The sequence below is a fragment of the Zhouia amylolytica genome, assembly GCF_900116365.1.
Lineage (GTDB): Bacteria > Bacteroidota > Bacteroidia > Flavobacteriales > Flavobacteriaceae > Zhouia > Zhouia amylolytica.
In genome coordinates, this window is the sequence record NZ_FPAG01000006.1 from 24,613 (window position 1) to 41,314 (window position 16,702).

A 16,702-nucleotide genomic window follows, 5' to 3' on the forward strand; every position below is an offset into this window, starting at 1 on the left:
GGCCCTATGCTTGAAACAAGTTTCGCACTTTCGTTTTTCCGCTCTTTATTTACTCACCTTTTTTTAATTGTAAATTAGGTGTTCGTGATGTGCTTCGCAGTTCTTGATTACAGTCGATATAAAGGAAACCCCAAACAAATGTCATTGCGAGCCTTGCGATAGCAAAAATACCTCTCGACGGGCGCCCTTTTCTTTGGTTCGTTTCTTTTGGGTGGTCAAAAGAAATGAATAGCGAATTGTGTTTGAATGAAGATTATCATTGGGAATAATTTTAATCCTTGGAATAGGTATTTAGAAACCATACGAAAAAGTGGATTCCGCAACAAGTGCGGAATGACATCGTGTGGATTCCGTGACAAGCACGGAATGACATGGAGTGGGGAATGACAAGTAATAAGAAAACCTTTTGATAATGCGATTATTTTGCGGGGTGATATATAAATAGTACTTTTGCGCCCTTTAAAACTAACCCATTATGACTGAGTTTATTAGAAAGATAATGCCCAACACTAAAGATGATGTTTTAGCCGGAATTACGGTTTCCTTAGCTATGATACCAGAGGTTGTGGCTTTTGCGTTTGTTGCGCAAATAGATCCTTTAATGGCTTTATCCGGAGCTTTCATCATTGGATTGATCACTGCAATTTTTGGTGGTCGGCCGGGTTTGATTTCCGGAGCTGCTGGTGCTGTTGCGGTTATTTTTGTTAGTATGATCTCTGAAGGTCATACCAAGGGGATGTTGTTTGATCAGCCTGTAGAGAATATGGGCTTTTTCTATTTAATGGCTTGTGTGGTCTTAATGGGGGTTATTCAGGTTTTAGCCGGTGTTTTTAAACTTGGGAAATTCGTTCGTCTTATTCCACATCCTGTGATGTTAGGGTTTGTGAATGGTCTTGCCATAGTAATATTTTGGGCGCAGGTAAAAATGTTTTCTCATAAAACTCTGGAGGTTACTGCTGATGGTGTGAAGACCTACATAAGTACTTTTATGCATGGTGCCGAGTTATACACCATGATTGGTTTGGTATTGCTTACCATGGGAATTATCTGGGGTTTGCCTAAGCTAACTAAGAAGTTACCTGCGGCATTAACGGCAATTCTTGTAACGACTTTTGTGGTGGTTGGTTTTGATCTTAATGTTTCTACGGTAGGTTCTTATATTATTGAAGGAGGGGGAACTGGTCTGAAAGGGGAGTTGCCAACACCAAATATGGAATTGTGGGCAAATCTTCCTTTTAATATGGATACGCTTTCGTTTATATTGCCTTATGCATTTTTGGCTGCCTGTGTTGGTTTGATAGAGACTTTAATGACGATGAACCTGGTTGACGAATTGACCGAAACCAGGGGGAATGGTAACCGCGAGTGTGTAGCTCAGGGAGCAGGTAATATTCTTTCCGGATTCTTCGGTGGTACAGGAGGCTGTGGTATGATCGGTCAGACTGTAATTAATATTAAAGCTGGGGGTAGAGGTAGATTGTCTGGTGTGATGATGGCCTTAACCTTATTGACCTTTATCTTATTTACAGATAAATTGATTGAACAGGTGCCAATTGCTGCTTTGGTAGGGGTGATGTTTATGATGGTTATCGATACATTCGCCTGGTCTAGTTTTAGAATCATTAGAAAAATACCAAAGTCGGATGCCTTTGTATTGGTGATCGTATCTGCCGTTACCGTGATATTTGATCTTGCTATCGCCGTATTTGTTGGAGTTATTATTTCTGCATTGGTATTTGCGTGGGAAAGTGCTAAACGTATCAGGGCTCGTAAGCGAGTGAAAGAAGACGGTACTAAAATATACGAGATCTGGGGACCTTTGTTCTTTGGAAGTATCCAGGCTTTCAACAATAAATTTGATGTAAAGAACGATCCTGAAAAGGTGGAAATAGATTTTGTCGAATCAAGAATAAGTGATCACTCTGCTTTGGAAGCTATTTTTAACCTGGTTGAAAAATACGAGGCGGAAGGTAAATCGATACGACTGAAGCATCTTAGTGAGGATTGTAAAGCATTATTATATAAGGCTAGTCCGAAATTCAGGGAAGTGATCGTGGAGGCTATTGATGATCCGCGTTATCATCTGGCAGCGAATCCTGAAGAATTTCCAAAGTCACTTTCGGAATATAAACTTTTATAGACCTGATGATCTAAATCAAAAAGAGCCCTGTGATTACACAGGACTCTTTTTGTTGGTTAGGGTGGTATGAGGTTAGCGTGGTTTTAGGGGTGCCACTTCATGTGATCATGCTTAATGACATGGTGTGGATTCCGCAATGAATGCGGAATGACAGTGAGAGAAGAATGAAAGCCTAGTGGGAATGGATTCCGAGACAAGCACGGAATGACATAGATTTGGAGTGCCTAATGGGGGATGGAATCCGCAATAAATGCGGAATGACATGGAGTGGGAGTGACAAAAGTGAGATGGATTCCGCAATAAATGCTTAATGACAATGGGGGTGGATTCCTGATGGGGATGGATTCCGCAATGAATGTGGAATGACATCGTGTAGATTCCGAGACACGCACGGAATGACATTTTGGTGGGAAAGGAGGTTGAAGTGGGCGATTAATACTTCGGGATATCTCTGTCGAAAGTGGGCTGGAGATCAATTCGATACCATTATTTTTATTAAAAGTTCTTGATCTATTTTTCAATTCGCAAATAACTTTTGAGAATAATCTGTTTTATGCTCGTTAAAAAACCAGTCTGTTATGTACTGATATACCTTTATGATTGTATAGGTTTGTAGGTGTTTTAAAAATAATTTATCTGTAATTAATACATTATGAGGCTAGTTAAATCTTCCTTGGTGTCGTCGCTGTTGTTGTCGGCATTATTCTTTGTTTCCTGCAGTAAGACGACGGTGTTTAATATGAGTGATTTTGGTCTGAAGGCCGAACCTGGGTTTGATAATTCTCGTCTTTTGGCTAATGCTTTAAAGGAAATTGCCGAGACTTCTAAACCGGGAAAAGAGATCGTTATCAACTTTGACGAGGGACGTTATGAGTTTTTTCCCGAAACGGCCGATACTACCTTGTATTTTATTTCGAATCACGACCAGGTAAAGACAAGGCGTACTGCTTTTAATTTTGATGGATTAAAACAGGTTACCCTCGACGGAGGAAATTCCTCCTTCATCTTTCATGGAAGAATGTTGCCCATGGCTGTTTCAGCATGTGATGGTATCACTTTAAAAAATTTTTCCATAGATTTTGAAAATCCGCATATTGCTCAGGCTACTATAGTCGAGAATGATACCATTAATAAAAGCATTACCTATGAGTTGGCGCCCTGGGTGTCTTATAGTGTAAAGGATAGTGTCTTATTCACTAAGGGAAGGGGCTGGGAGCATACGCCTGGAGCCGGAATCCCTTTTGAAAAAGATACCAAAAGAATTCTTTATCAGACCGGTGATATTCGCATGGGTGTAAAAGGAATTGTTGAGGTTGCACCTCATTTGATCAAGGCTCCCTGGGATGACGCGCGTTTAGTTCCGGGAACCGTGATTGTAATGCGCACCTGGAATCGACCTTCGCCGGGAATTTTTGTCCAATACAGTAATGACGTCTCTTTAGATGGGGTTACGGTGCATTATGCAGAGGGTATGGGGTTGTTAGCTCAAATGACAGCGAATATCAATCTTAATAATTTTAATGTTGCGTTAAGGGGCGATGATGATCCGAGGTATTTTACGACTCAGGCGGATGCAACGCATTTTTCGGGATGCAAGGGGGTGATTATCTCTAAGAATGGTTTGTATGAAAATATGATGGACGACGCTATTAATGTACATGGCACCTATTTAAAAGTTACTAAAAGGGTTTCTGAGAAGATAGTGAATGCTAAATATATGCATTCGCAGGCCTGGGGTTTTGATTGGGGTTATCCGGGAGATGAGGTTCAGTTTGTAAAAGCGAACACGATGGATGTATTGCATGAGAAAACGGCCATTGCTTCTATAAAGCCTTTGGATAGTAAGACGAACCTGGGGGCGAAAGAATTTCAGATCGAATTCAAGGACGTGATTCCACAGGAGATTAACGGCACGGAAGCTTTTGGTATTGAAAACCTCGAATGGACTCCGGAAGTCGTCTTTTCGGACAACATTGTTCGTAACAACAGGGCTCGTGGCGCTTTGTTCAGCACGCCATTAAAAACGGTAGCTGAAAATAATATCTTTGATCATACCTCGGGAACGGCCATATTGTTGTGTGGCGATTGTAATGGTTGGTATGAGACCGGATCCTGTACCGATGTTACTATTCGAAATAATAAGTTTATCAATGCCCTTACCAGTTATTATCAATTTACCAATGCCGTGATTTCTATATATCCGGAGATTCCAAACCCGAAAGCGCAGGAAAATTATTTTCATGGGGATAAGATCGTTATTGAGGATAATTATTTTGAAACCTTCGACAGTCCGATTCTTTATGCAAAATCTGTTAATGGCATCACGTTTAGAAATAACGTAATAGATACGAACACCGCTTACAGTCCTTTTCATTGGAATAAAGCAAATTTTTTATTCGAGCGGGTCATTAACTACGATATACAGGACAACGATTTTGAGGGGGGATATGATGAGGCAGAGGATCTGATTATAAAGTAGTGAAAGTTAGCGTTTCCGGGTTTTCGATAGCTGTCGGAATTTAATGGATTCGGTATGTAACGAAAAAGAAACAGCAGGTAAGGGAGCCCTAATCTGCTGTTGTATATATAACCACTTTCTTGCTATTTGAGTTGTAAGCGAACTGTTTCCGGTACCAGTCCGGTATAATCTCCTCCATTTCTTATGACGTCACGAACAATGGAAGAGCTAATGTATGACTTACCAGAGGAGGTAAGTAAAAACACTGTTTCTATTTCTGATAGTTTTCTGTTGGTATGGGCAATGGCTTTTTCAAACTCGAAGTCGGCAGGATTTCGGAGTCCCCTGAGAATAAACTGCGCATCGATCTGTTTGCAGAAATCGACTGTCATGCCTTCGTAGGTCATGACTTTTATTTTGGGCTCATCTTTAAAAGCTTCTTCGATAAATCGTTTGCGTTCATCGAGTGTGAACATATAATTTTTTTCTGCATTTATACCTATGGCAATAATAAGCTCATCGAAAAGGGAAACCCCTCTCATTATGATATCATAATGTCCCAATGTAATCGGATCGAATGATCCTGGGAAAACAGCTCGTTTCATCTGTTTGATTTTTTTAAGTTGTTTAAAGTGAATTTTTTTCAAAATTATTCACCCGTGGAAATTCGTATTTTTCTTCGTGATGTTTTACGTTAAAGATCAATACTTACTTCATTACATAAAGTTACAATTTTTGAATTAAGGCTTCTTCTATGGCGTTTTCGAAGAGCATTGATAAACTGATGCCGGCATGTTCGGCCTGTTGTGGAAGAATGCTTGCTTCTGTTAAGCCAGGGGTTGTATTTAATTCTAATAAATAGGGTTCGTTATCTACAAAGATGTATTCGCTTCTGCTAAATCCTTTCATTTTGAGTGTTTGATATACTTTCTTCGCGGTTGCTGCCACTTTCTCCGTCCATTCTTCAGGGATACGAGCCGGGGTGATTTCCTGTGATTTTCCGAGGTACTTGGCTTCGTAATCAAAGAAATCATTTTCAGAAACAATTTCAGTGATCGGCAGGACCTTGATCTCTCCTTTATAGGTGATTACCCCTACAGAAACTTCGGTGCCATCTAAAAAGGATTCTATGATGATTTCATCGTCTTCATTATAGGCGGTTTCAATTGCTGGAGCCAGTTCGTCTTTGGTCATGACCTTTGTGATTCCAAAACTACTTCCGGCTTTATTGGCTTTGACAAAGCATGGTAATCCGACCTTGGCGATGATTTCATCTTCATTGACTTCATCTCCCTCGTTTAGATAATAGGCTTCAGCAGATTTAATACCATAGGGTTTCAGGGTGGAAAGTAAATCGCGCTTATTAAAGGTTAGGGCCGATTGGTAAAAACCACATCCTGTAATAGGTATTCTTAGCAGTTCAAAATAGGCCTGCATATAACCATCTTCTCCGGGAGAACCGTGAATTGCATTAAAGACACAATCAAAGGTGATTCTTATTCCATTAATGGTTACTGAAAAGTCATTTCGATCTACAGGGATCTCAATATTTTCTTCATCTACATATACCCATTTTTCTTTATAGATGTGAATTTTATAAAGGTTGTATTTGTCTTTGTCAAGATAGTTATAAACTACATCTCCACTTTGTAGTGAGATGATATACTCACTCGAGTATCCGCCCATGATAATGGCTATGTTCTTTTGCATGTACCAAAACGATTAATAATACGTTAAACAAAAATATCAATTTATTATTGTAACTATTCATATCAAAACAGTTTTATATATTTCCTAAAATAAAGTTGATATTTGTAGACTAAATTTTACAAATTTGCATTTTATAATAAAAAGCGCCGAAATAAATAGTTTATCTTCGTTTGCCCTTTAAATAACAATTATGAGTTTAATTAAATTTGTTGCCAGTAAGTCATTTTTAAAACAATTAGGTTTGGCTGTTGTAGTACTGATTCTTTTGGTTTTTGGAATTATGCAATGGTTGAAAGTTTCTACTAATCACGGTGAATATATCGAAGTTCCTGATCTATCTAAAAAGACGATCAATGAGGTGCAACAGGTTTTAGAAGATTCAAATCTTAATTTTGTGGTGTTGGATTCCACTAATTTTAATCCGGCATATCCGCGTTATTCGGTTATTGAACAGAATCCACCTGCGGGAAATAAGGTGAAGGAGGGTAGAAAAATATATTTAACTATAAACCCATCGGGTTACCGTAAGGTGAGTGTTCCTAAAGTGATTCAGGAAACGCTTCGTACCGCTACTTCTATTATAAAAGCGGTAGGACTGGAAGTAGGAGAGGTTACTTATGTTGATAATATTGGGAAGGATATGGTATTGGGTGTTAGATTTGAGGGTAAGGATATTCAGCCTGGAGATTTACTTCCAAAGAAATCGAAGATAGATTTAGTTTGTGGAAACGGTAATAAATAATAGCATGAGGGAAGAGGATCAGCATGAATTGGATAACCAGGATGATGAATTGTATGAGCATTACAGCTTTGACGCCGGAAAGTTATCAACCCCATTACGAGTTGATAAGTTTTTAATGAACTTTATAGAGAATGCTACACGTAATAAAATTCAGCAGGCTGCTAAAAATGGTAATATTCATGTAAACGGTAAACCGGTAAAGCAGAACTATAAGGTTAAGGCTAATGATGTAGTCAAGGTGCTTTTTGAGTATCCTCCCTATGAACATTTGTTGACTCCGGAAGATATTCCTTTGGACATTGTTTATGAAGATGATACTTTACTGGTGGTGAATAAACCTGCTGGTATGGTGGTACATCCCGGGCATGGTAATTATTCGGGAACCTTAATTAATGCCTTGGTATATCATTTTGACAACTTACCTGCCAACAGTGATAACCGTCCCGGATTGGTGCATAGAATAGATAAGGATACTACCGGACTCCTGGTGATCGCTAAAACTGAGCATGCTTTAAATCACCTGTCGAATCAGTTTGCTGAAAAAACAAGTGAGCGAGAGTATGTTGCCTTGGTTTGGGGTAATGTTAATGAGGATGAAGGTACTGTAGAAGGTCATATTGGACGTCATAAGAAGAACCGTCTTCAAATGGATGTATATGAAGATGGCAGTCATGGAAAGGAAGCTGTAACTCATTATAAAGTGTTGGAGCGATTGGGATACGTTACTTTGGTTTCTTGTAAACTGGAAACGGGTAGAACGCATCAGATCCGTGTACATATGAAGCATATTGGGCATACACTTTTTAATGATGCTCGTTATGGTGGTGATAAAATATTAAAAGGAACTTCGTTTACGAAGTATAAGCAGTTTGTAGAAAATTGTTTTAAAATCCTTCCACGTCAGGCATTGCATGCAAAAACCTTAGGGTTTGAACATCCGGTAACGGGTGAATTTATGTGCTTTGATTCTGAGCTTCCGGAAGATATGGTAGCTTGTCTTGATAAGTGGCGTCATTATGCGAAGCATAAAGATCTTGAATAGATAATCATTATTATTAAATAAGATAAAAATTTAAGGAATTCTTCTTAAAAATGGCTTTGAGTCTTAACTTTATCTTCAGTTAAAATGAAGGTTAAAGAACTCATATTATACACTACAAATATTGAAAAGCAACGATCTTTTTATCGGGATACGTTGGAATTTTCATTATTGGCGGATAGTCCGGGTAAAATTTCTTTTCAAGCAGGAAGTAGTGTGTTGAGTTTCGTGGAAGCCTCCACATCAAAGCCTTATCATTTTGCCTTTAATATTCCCCCCTTTAGTGAAAATAAGGCTTTAACCTGGTTGAAGGAGCGGGTCACTTTATTACCTTTTGAGGGTGAGGAAATCATCGATTTTTCGAGTTGGAATGCGAGAGCTTTATATTTTTATGATGCCGATCGTAATATTGTTGAATTCATTGCCCGAAGAAATTTAAATGTAGATAGGATAGCAGATTTTCAAAGTACATGTGTTCTCCATATTAGTGAAGTTGGAATTGCAACCACGGAGATTGAAAGCATCTATTTTATTTTGAATAAACAAAAGGAATTACCGGTTTTCGACGGGTCTTTTGCCAAGTTTTGTGCAGCCGGAGATGAAGAGGGGTTATTTATTTTAGTGAATAAAGATGAAAAAAAATGGTTCCCCACAGGAGACGACATTGCTGTGACCGATCTTCAAGTTGTCGGGGACTATAATTTTGAATATAAAAACGGAATAATTTTAATATCAGATAAGGAATGAAATTAGTTATATCACCAGCAAAGTCACTTGATTTTGAAACGCATGTTCCAACGGCCATAAATTCAGAAGCTTGTTTTCTGGGGGAAGCGGAACGTATCAACAAATTGCTTAAGAAAAAGTCTGCCAGGAGTCTCTCGAAGCTCATGAGTATTTCTGACAGTCTGGGGCAAATGAATTATGAGCGAAATCAAGAATGGAGTTTGCCTTTTACCCCGGATAATGCCCGTCAGGCTGTTTATGCATTTAGCGGAGAGGTTTATCGTGGGATAGATGCTTATGAAATTCCGGAGGAAAAGCTGGATAAATTACAAGATACGGTGCGTATAATTTCTGGTCTTTACGGGATTTTAAAGCCATTAGACCTGATTCAACCTTACCGATTGGAAATGGGGACTAAGTTTCCGGTTGGGAAGAACAAGAATCTATATGAATTCTGGAAGCAAAAAATAACTAAAGCTCTTAACGAGGAGCTGGAGGATGATGAGGTGTTTTTGAACCTTGCAAGTAATGAGTATTTTAAGGCCATCGATAAGAAGGCTTTAAAGGTACCTGTGATCACGGCTAATTTTAAGGATTTTAAAAATGGTCAGTATAAAACGATTATGACGTATGCTAAGCAGGCCAGAGGGTATATGACTCGTTACATTATAGATCATGATGTGGACACTATTGAAGCGCTGAAGGGTTTTAATTATGAGGGTTATGGTTATAGTGAGGAGATGTCTTCGGAAAATGAATTGATGTTTATACGGTAGTTGGTTGGTATTGTTTTGTGATTGCGTTGTTTATGGATTCCGCAACAAGTGCGGAATGACATAAAGGAAAAAACAATTTTCCCCTTTAGGGGTGTAGGGGTAAGAAATTGTGTTTCGTCATTGCTATAACCATTCGTTTATAATTTTATATTCCTTGTTCATTTTGTATTCGAGAGGTTGTCTATTGTTTTTAAAGGTTCTCATGATGTGCTTGGCAGTTCTTGAAACAAAAACGAACCAAAAAATTCAAGACTGTAATAGGAAATTGCTATCGCACCAATCTTCCCTGGCGCCGGCTGGCTCCTTCGCTAAAAATGTATACTATACATTTTATTAACGCTTGGCCCTATGCTTTGTTAGCTATCGCTAACGCACTTCCACTTGAGCCACAGCTATTTCATGAAAACCTTCATTTAAATCCGATTAGAAATATAATCAAGCGATTCCGCAACAAGTGCGGAATGACAGGTGGATGGATTCTGTTATGGTGAGAAGGATAATGATCGGGGTTGCAGTCTCTAAATGTTAAATACCATCCTTCAATGGATCGTCAAACTTTAATTTGTTTCGTTCGTGATGATGGGATGTAATATTATAATCTATTGTTCATTTTTGTATTCGAGCGGTTGTCTATTTTTTTTAAAGGTTCTCATGATGTGCTTTGCAGTTCTTGAAACAAAAACGAACCAAAAAATTCAAGACTGTAATAGGAAATTGCTATCGCACCATTCGCTCTCAAAACTACATGCCTGAAACAAGTTTCGCACTTTCGTTTTTTCGCTCATTATTTACTCACCTTTTTTTAATTGTAAATTAGGTGTTCGTGATGTGCTTCGCAGTTCTTGATTACAGTCGATATAAAAGAAACCTCGAATAAATGTCATCCCATCTTCTTTACAAACATAGGATGACAATGAGAGCGAAGAAGGCCTAGTGGGTGATGGATTCCGCAATAAATGCGGAATGACAGGGGGGGGTGGAAGGACAATGGGTTTGAATGATGAGAGGAGAATGGATTCTGTGATAAGCACGGAATGACAAATTTTAGGATTTTATAATTTTAATAGTATTTTGGTATAGCATTGTTTACGCATCAACATCCATATGAGCCATTTATCCCTAAGGGGGCTACGAAACTGATCGTGGGTACATTGCCGCCTCCAAGATTTACGACCGGGCAATTCAAAGCCGGGGATGTAGATTTTTGTTATGGGAGTCGTGATGGTTATTTATGGCCTATTCTGGACAGAATTTTTGATTTGAATCTCAGTTTTGAAACTACCGATAAGGCTGTTGAAGAGCGAAAAGCGTTTTTAGTAAAACACAAAATTGGTATATGTGATATCGTAGAGAGGGCCTATAGAGCGAAAGTAGATGCTTCTGATTTGGGTATGCAGGATATCGAGTTGCGTGATTTACTGGAGATCTTAAAAGTCCATGAAGTGATTGATACGTTATTGTTCATGGGCGGTAATAGTAAGAATGGACCCGAATATTTTTTTAGAAAACATTTGAAAGGTACTGGTAAGGTGTTGCATGAGGTTTCAGGGGATGTGCCCAGAATACATAATCTTCAATTGGGAAAGAGGATAATCAAAACGGTTTCATTGATTTCTCCTTCGGGTGCAGCGAACAGGGCTGTGGGATCATTGCAAGATTATAAACGCATGAAAAAAGAAAACCCTGAAATCAATACACTTGACTTCAGGGTTGTTCAATATGCCAAGTATTTCAGAGGTTAAGCCTTCTGATTTACTTTTTCACTTTTTACCGGGTCTGGTTTTACTTTGAATTTGCTTCTTCGAGGGCGCAGTCTTCCATAAGACCCGATATGGATTTTGCCCCGTTTCGTTTTCTTATCTCCTTTACCCATTTTATAAATTTTTATTGGTTTAGCTACAATTTAATAAAATAGGTAATTGAAGTCAAATTATTAACGAATAGACTTTACAAATTCTTCGATTCCATCAATTCCTTTACTGTTCAGTGTTTTAATAAAGGCAGATCCGATGATTGCACCTTTTGCTAATTTCGTGGCAGCATTAAACGTATCTTTATTACTAATTCCAAATCCTACAATTTGAGGGTTTTTAAGTTGGAGTTGATCGACACGCTCAAAATATTGCGTCTGCACATCACCAAAGGTGTTTTTGGCACCAGTAACACTGGCAGAGCTTACCATGTAGATAAAACCGTCTGAAACCGAATCTATAAAACGAATACGTTCGTCTGAGGTTTGTGGTGTAATAAGGAAGACATTGGAGAGTCCGTATTTTTCAAATAGGGCTTTGTATTCTTCTTCATAAACATCTACGGGAAGATCGGGTATAATGAGGCCGTCAATGCCTATTTCTGCACATTTGGCGCAAAATGCTTCTACACCATACTGCATCATTGGATTGAAGTAACCCATTATGATCAGTGGAATATGTACCGTTTCTCTAATGTCCTTTAGTTGTTCGAACAGTTTTTTCGTCGTCATCCCATTTTTCAGAGCTTTGGTAGAGCTTTCCTGAATGGTTGGTCCGTCGGCAAGCGGGTCACTAAACGGTAATCCGATTTCTATCATATCGACCCCGTTGTTTTGTAATCGCTCAATAATCGGAACGGTATCTTCCAGGTCGGGATAACCTGCCGTGAAATATATAGAGAGTAACTTCTTGTCTTCTTCTAACTTTTTATGAATTCTATTCATTTTTATACGTATTGGGTATTGATCATTGATTTTTGAATCTCATGGTAAACATGAGTGTTCTTCTTTATAAACCAAAGTAATCAATGTATGTATTTAAATCTTTGTCTCCTCTTCCTGATAGTGCTACTACTACGATATCATCAGGTTTAAATTTTGTGTTCTCGAAAATGGCAAGTGCATGGCTGGTTTCGATGGCAGGGATAATACCTTCCAACTTACATAATTCCAGACCTGCCTTCATGGCCTCTGCATCGGTAATAGCTTTAAATTCGGCTCTGCCTGTTGCGTACAAATGAGAATGCATAGGTCCGACGCCCGGATAATCCAAACCTGCAGAAATTGAATAAGGCTCTGTTATTTGTCCGTCGTCTGTTTGCATTAACAAAGTTTTACACCCATGAATGATTCCTTTATGGCCTAGTACTGAGGTTGCAGCACTTTCTCCTGAATGAACTCCTTTTCCGGCTGCTTCGACTGCAATGATACCTACTTCTTCTTCGTCTAAGAAGTGATAAAAGGTGCCGGCGGCATTACTCCCTCCTCCAATACATGCTACCACATAATCGGGATTTTCGCGACCTTCTTTTTCTTTCAACTGGGTTTTAATTTCGGCTGAAATTACGCTTTGAAAGCGGGTTACCATGTCTGGATACGGATGGGGTCCGATTGCAGAACCGATAATATAATGGGTGTTTACCGGATTGTTAATCCAATCACGGATCGCTTCATTGGTAGCGTCCTTCAGGGTACGGCTTCCTGATAATGCCGGGCGTACTTCGGCTCCAAGCATTTTCATACGCGCCACATTGGGTGCTTGTCTTGCAATATCAATTTCTCCCATATAGACAATACACTCCAATCCCATTAAGGCACACACGGTAGCCGTTGCTACGCCGTGCTGACCAGCCCCGGTTTCTGCAATAATACGGGTTTTACCCAGGCGCTTTGCCATGAGGATTTGTCCGATGGTATTATTGATTTTATGTGCACCGGTATGGTTGAGGTCTTCTCTTTTTAGATAAATTTTTGTTCCATACTTTTCAGACATTCGCTTAGCGAAGTACAGGGGTGACGGGCGACCAACGTAATCTTTTAATAATTGATTGAATTCTTCTTTAAATGAAGGTTCATCCATTACTTTTAAATACTGTTGACGCAACTCTTCTACATTCGGATACAGCATTTCAGGAATAAATGCTCCTCCGAACTCTCCATAATATCCTTTTTCGTTTACGTGATAACTCATTGCTTTATGTTTTCATTCTGGTGGCTTTTTAAGAAGTCACCTAATTTATCTTTGAATTGTTTTAGTTGTTCTATGTTTTTTTGTCCGGGAGCAATTTCAAATTTGCTATTCACATCGATGGCATAGCAATATTTTGACTCCTCTCTGCTAAGAAATGACAGTACCTCGTTAATTTCATTCAGACCGATTCCTCCGCTTAGGAAGTAGGGTTTTTGTGAGGGGTATTGTTTTAAAACCGACCAATCGAAGGTATAGCCGTTGCCCCCCGGCAGTTTTCCTTTTGTGTCAAAAAGAAAGTAATCGACATAAGGTTCATAGGCCTTCAGGACATTAAAATCGAAAGTGTCTTTTATGGAAAATACCTTGATGAGGGAAGGTGCTCCTGACTTGCTTTCGGATGCGAGTTTGTTTTTTAACTCTTTACAAAATTCGGGAGTTTCGTTACCGTGAAGTTGGATTGCATTGAGTTCATATTCATTGATTTTATTTGAAATATATGCTTCTGATGCATCAACAAATACTCCGACTTTTTGAATGTTATCAGAAATATTAGGTATTGATCTATCGAAATACCTGGAAGATTTACTATAAAAAATATAGCCAAGATAGTCTGGTTGCAAAGCAGCAACGGCTGTCATGTTATCCGGATATTTCATTCCACAAACTTTCAGTTTCATTTCTCAAGAGCTTTAATAAATTCATAGGCACTTTGGCCAGGGTTTTCGGTCTTCATAAAGTTTTCCCCGATTAAAAATCCTTGATAGCCATACTCCTGTAATTCTTTGATGGGTTCGATCGCGCTGATACCGCTTTCTGAAACCTTCACAAATTCATCAGGGATTAAAGCGGATAGCTTTTTACTGGTTTCAATAGTGACATCGAAGGTTTTAAGGTTTCGGTTGTTTACACCGAGCATGTCAAGGGTAGGCATGATGGATTTATGTAATTCTTCTTCATTATGAACTTCTAAAAGAACATCTAATCCCAGGTCTTTAGCGAGCTTAGAAAGTGTTGATATTTCATTTCTATTCAGGATGGCCGCAATCAGAAGAATAACATCTGCACCATGGGCTTTGGCTTCAATAAGCTGGTATTCGTCGATAATGAATTCTTTTCTTAGCAAAGGAGTGTTTACTGATGCCCGGGCTAATAAGAGGTCGTCCAGGGATCCTCCGAAATATTTACCATCGGTAAGAATGGACATTCCGCATACGCCCGCATTACTATAGCCTTCAGCAACTTCAGCGACACTAACTTTTTGATTAATAACGGATTTAGAAGGTGAGCGTCTTTTGTGTTCGGCTATAATTCCGGTTTTACTCGTTTTGAGAAGTGTTGCCAGCGAATTACATGGTCTTTCGAATAGCACTGATGCTTCCAGTTGTGAAACAGGAATCAGGCGCTTTTTCAAATCGACTTCCTTTCTTTTATCAATGACTATTTTGTCTAATATATTCATGTGTTGTTGTTATTATTGACTTCCGACTCCTATCACTTACTTAATTCTTGCAGGGTCTTCAAAACCTTTAATCCATTTCCGGCCATCAAGCTTTCTTTTGCCGTATGAAAACCTTCAACAGGTGATAGGTCGTTTACCGTTGCAATGGCCATACCAGCATTGGCACATACCACATTGTTTTGTGCTTCGGTTCCTTTACCTTCAAGGATGTTCATGAAGATTTTAGCTGATTCTTCGATGCTGCCACCACCATAGATGTCGGATGCTGCCACGGCATTTACTTCAAAGTCTTCCGGGGTGATCATTTTCTCTGTTTGGTTTCCGATCGCTTTAGTGGCTCCTGTTAATGAAATTTCATCATATCCATCGAGGGCATGAATGATATTGTATTTTTTATCGGTGTTTTGATAGAGGTAGCTATACATTCTTGCCAGTTCTAAATTGAAAACCCCTAATAATTGATTTTTAGGGAATGAAGGATTCACCATGGGGCCCAGCATGTTAAAAAAGGTTTTCACGGCTAGTTCTCTGCGTATAGGAGCTACGTTTTTCATAGCGGGGTGAAAGAGCGGAGCGTGTAATATGGTAATCCCGGCCTGATCTACAGATCTTTTTATGAAATCCTGATCGCTTGTGAATTTAATACCCAGGTATTCCATTACGTTACTGGATCCACATTTGGAGGACACCCCATAATTACCGTGTTTAGCTACTTTAATACCTGCACCAGCAGTGATAAAAGAGGATAGGGTCGATATGTTAAAGGTGTCTTTTCCGTCGCCGCCTGTCCCTACAATATCAATGGTATTAAATTCGCTGAGGTCGACTGGAACACAAAGTTCCAATAGTGCATCACGAAATCCTTCCAGTTCTTCGATGGTAATGCTACGCATCATGTAAACGGTTAGAAAGGCTGCAATCTGACTAGTGTTGTATGCTCCTTTGGAAATGTTTACCAGTACATTTTTAGCTTCACCTTTTGAAATGGTTTCGTGGTTAATAAGTCGGTTTAGTATTTCTTTCATGTTTTCTTCATTATCATCCCATAGTTACTACGGGTATATTCTGTTTTGTTTAAGCTTATCGGGGTTCCTTTTTCAGCAATAATTAACAGGAAACCGTTGTTAAGACTTTACCCAGTTTTCCAGTATTTTTTTACCATGAGGCGTTAGAACCGACTCAGGATGGTATTGGACTCCTGAGACATCGTATTCGATATGTCTTAATGACATTACTTGTCCGTTTTCATCATAAGATGTTGGTTTCAGTACATCGGGCAGATTAGGGTCAACTACCCAGCTATGATATCGACCTGCTTCAAACTCTTTGGGAAGGTCATTAAAAAGCAGATCATCTTCGACTACGGTGACTTTGGTAGACACCCCGTGATATACTTTATCGAGGTTGATTAATTTTCCTCCAAAAACCTCTCCTATGGCTTGCATTCCCAGGCATACTCCAAAGATACTTTTTGTGGGAGCATATTTTTTTATGATTGATTTCAAAAGCCCTGCTTCATCGGGTATACCCGGTCCTGGTGATAAAACAATTTTTTCGAAGGGTTCTACTTCTTCCAGGGTAAGCTGATCATTTCGTTTTACGATTACTTCACAATCGAGGTCCTCCAGGTAGTGTACCAGGTTGTAAGTAAAACTATCGTAATTATCGATGACTAATATCTTTTTCATTTGAATGTGTATTCAGTAGTTGT

General features: G+C 39.0%; 16 protein-coding genes. 7 read left to right on the top strand and 9 right to left on the bottom strand.

All coding sequences use genetic code 11. The annotated features are described in order from the left end of the window. Window positions 1–475: 475 nt before the first annotated feature. Together BM361_RS10255 and BM361_RS10260 are read left to right on the top strand one after the other, a co-directional pair. On the top strand, window positions 476–2,140 hold the full coding sequence (locus BM361_RS10255; protein ID WP_038261182.1) for a SulP family inorganic anion transporter: 1,665 nt from the start codon (window positions 476–478) through the stop codon (window positions 2,138–2,140). Window positions 2,141–2,792: 652 nt separating this feature from the next. Next, the gene (locus tag BM361_RS10260) at window positions 2,793–4,619 is read left to right on the top strand and encodes an alpha-1,3-galactosidase-related protein (protein WP_074978681.1); all 1,827 of its coding nucleotides are present in this window, start codon (window positions 2,793–2,795) and stop codon (window positions 4,617–4,619) included. 122 nt (window positions 4,620–4,741) lie between these two features. On the opposite strand, the gene coaD is transcribed toward BM361_RS10260, so the two are convergent. Continuing rightward, window positions 4,742–5,203, bottom strand: coding sequence for a pantetheine-phosphate adenylyltransferase (gene coaD / locus BM361_RS10265; RefSeq protein WP_038261190.1), 462 nt, complete (start codon window positions 5,201–5,203; stop codon window positions 4,742–4,744). A gap of 121 nt (window positions 5,204–5,324) precedes the next feature. Then, window positions 5,325–6,308, bottom strand: a complete 984-nt coding sequence (locus BM361_RS10270; protein WP_038261194.1) for a D-alanine--D-alanine ligase — start codon at window positions 6,306–6,308, stop codon at window positions 5,325–5,327. Window positions 6,309–6,498: 190 nt separating this feature from the next. Between BM361_RS10270 and BM361_RS10275 the strand changes: the two genes are divergently transcribed. The 5 genes from BM361_RS10275 (at window position 6,499) to BM361_RS10300 (ending at window position 11,333) form a co-directional block, all read left to right on the top strand. Further along, on the top strand, window positions 6,499–7,050 hold the full coding sequence (locus BM361_RS10275) for a PASTA domain-containing protein (protein WP_038261198.1): 552 nt from the start codon (window positions 6,499–6,501) through the stop codon (window positions 7,048–7,050). Between the two features lie 4 nt (window positions 7,051–7,054). Next, window positions 7,055–8,092: an RluA family pseudouridine synthase gene (locus BM361_RS10280; RefSeq protein ID WP_074978683.1), complete on the top strand. Its 1,038-nt coding sequence runs from the start codon at window positions 7,055–7,057 to the stop codon at window positions 8,090–8,092. An 84-nt stretch (window positions 8,093–8,176) separates the two neighbouring features. Then, entirely contained in the window at window positions 8,177–8,836 is a 660-nt protein-coding gene (locus BM361_RS10285; RefSeq protein WP_074978684.1) for a VOC family protein, read from the top strand. Beyond that, window positions 8,833–9,591: a peroxide stress protein YaaA gene (gene yaaA, locus BM361_RS10290; protein WP_074978685.1), complete on the top strand. Its 759-nt coding sequence runs from the start codon at window positions 8,833–8,835 to the stop codon at window positions 9,589–9,591. Before BM361_RS10285 ends, yaaA begins: the two co-directional genes overlap by 4 nt. A 1,082-nt stretch (window positions 9,592–10,673) precedes the next feature. After that, complete coding sequence (locus BM361_RS10300) at window positions 10,674–11,333, top strand: uracil-DNA glycosylase family protein (RefSeq protein WP_074978688.1); 660 nt, start codon at window positions 10,674–10,676, stop codon at window positions 11,331–11,333. Here BM361_RS10300 and BM361_RS10305 read toward each other — a convergent pair. The 7 genes from BM361_RS10305 to BM361_RS10335 all read right to left on the bottom strand — a co-directional run bounded on the left by BM361_RS10305 (window position 11,330) and on the right by BM361_RS10335 (window position 16,679). Then, a complete protein-coding gene (locus tag BM361_RS10305) occupies window positions 11,330–11,464 on the bottom strand; it encodes a 30S ribosomal protein THX (RefSeq protein WP_074978689.1) in 135 nt (44 codons plus the stop codon). The genes BM361_RS10300 and BM361_RS10305 overlap by 4 nt on opposite strands. 60 nt (window positions 11,465–11,524) lie before the next feature. Continuing rightward, the gene (gene trpA, locus BM361_RS10310) at window positions 11,525–12,286 is read right to left on the bottom strand and encodes a tryptophan synthase subunit alpha (protein WP_074978691.1); all 762 of its coding nucleotides are present in this window, start codon (window positions 12,284–12,286) and stop codon (window positions 11,525–11,527) included. Between the two features lie 64 nt (window positions 12,287–12,350). Further along, window positions 12,351–13,532: a tryptophan synthase subunit beta gene (trpB, locus tag BM361_RS10315; RefSeq protein WP_074978692.1), complete on the bottom strand. Its 1,182-nt coding sequence runs from the start codon at window positions 13,530–13,532 to the stop codon at window positions 12,351–12,353. Then, window positions 13,529–14,209, bottom strand: coding sequence for a phosphoribosylanthranilate isomerase (locus BM361_RS10320; protein ID WP_074978694.1), 681 nt, complete (start codon window positions 14,207–14,209; stop codon window positions 13,529–13,531). Before BM361_RS10320 ends, trpB begins: the two co-directional genes overlap by 4 nt. Continuing rightward, a complete protein-coding gene (trpC, locus tag BM361_RS10325) occupies window positions 14,206–14,991 on the bottom strand; it encodes an indole-3-glycerol phosphate synthase TrpC (RefSeq protein ID WP_074978696.1) in 786 nt (261 codons plus the stop codon). Before trpC ends, BM361_RS10320 begins: the two co-directional genes overlap by 4 nt. Before the next feature lie 32 nt (window positions 14,992–15,023). Continuing rightward, a complete protein-coding gene (trpD, locus tag BM361_RS10330; protein ID WP_038261228.1) occupies window positions 15,024–16,016 on the bottom strand; it encodes an anthranilate phosphoribosyltransferase in 993 nt (330 codons plus the stop codon). Window positions 16,017–16,115: 99 nt separating this feature from the next. Continuing rightward, window positions 16,116–16,679 carry an anthranilate synthase component II gene (locus BM361_RS10335; protein ID WP_038261231.1) on the bottom strand — a complete coding sequence of 188 codons (564 nt, stop codon included), beginning with the start codon at window positions 16,677–16,679 and terminating at the stop codon, window positions 16,116–16,118. Between the last annotated feature and the right edge of the window lie 23 nt (window positions 16,680–16,702).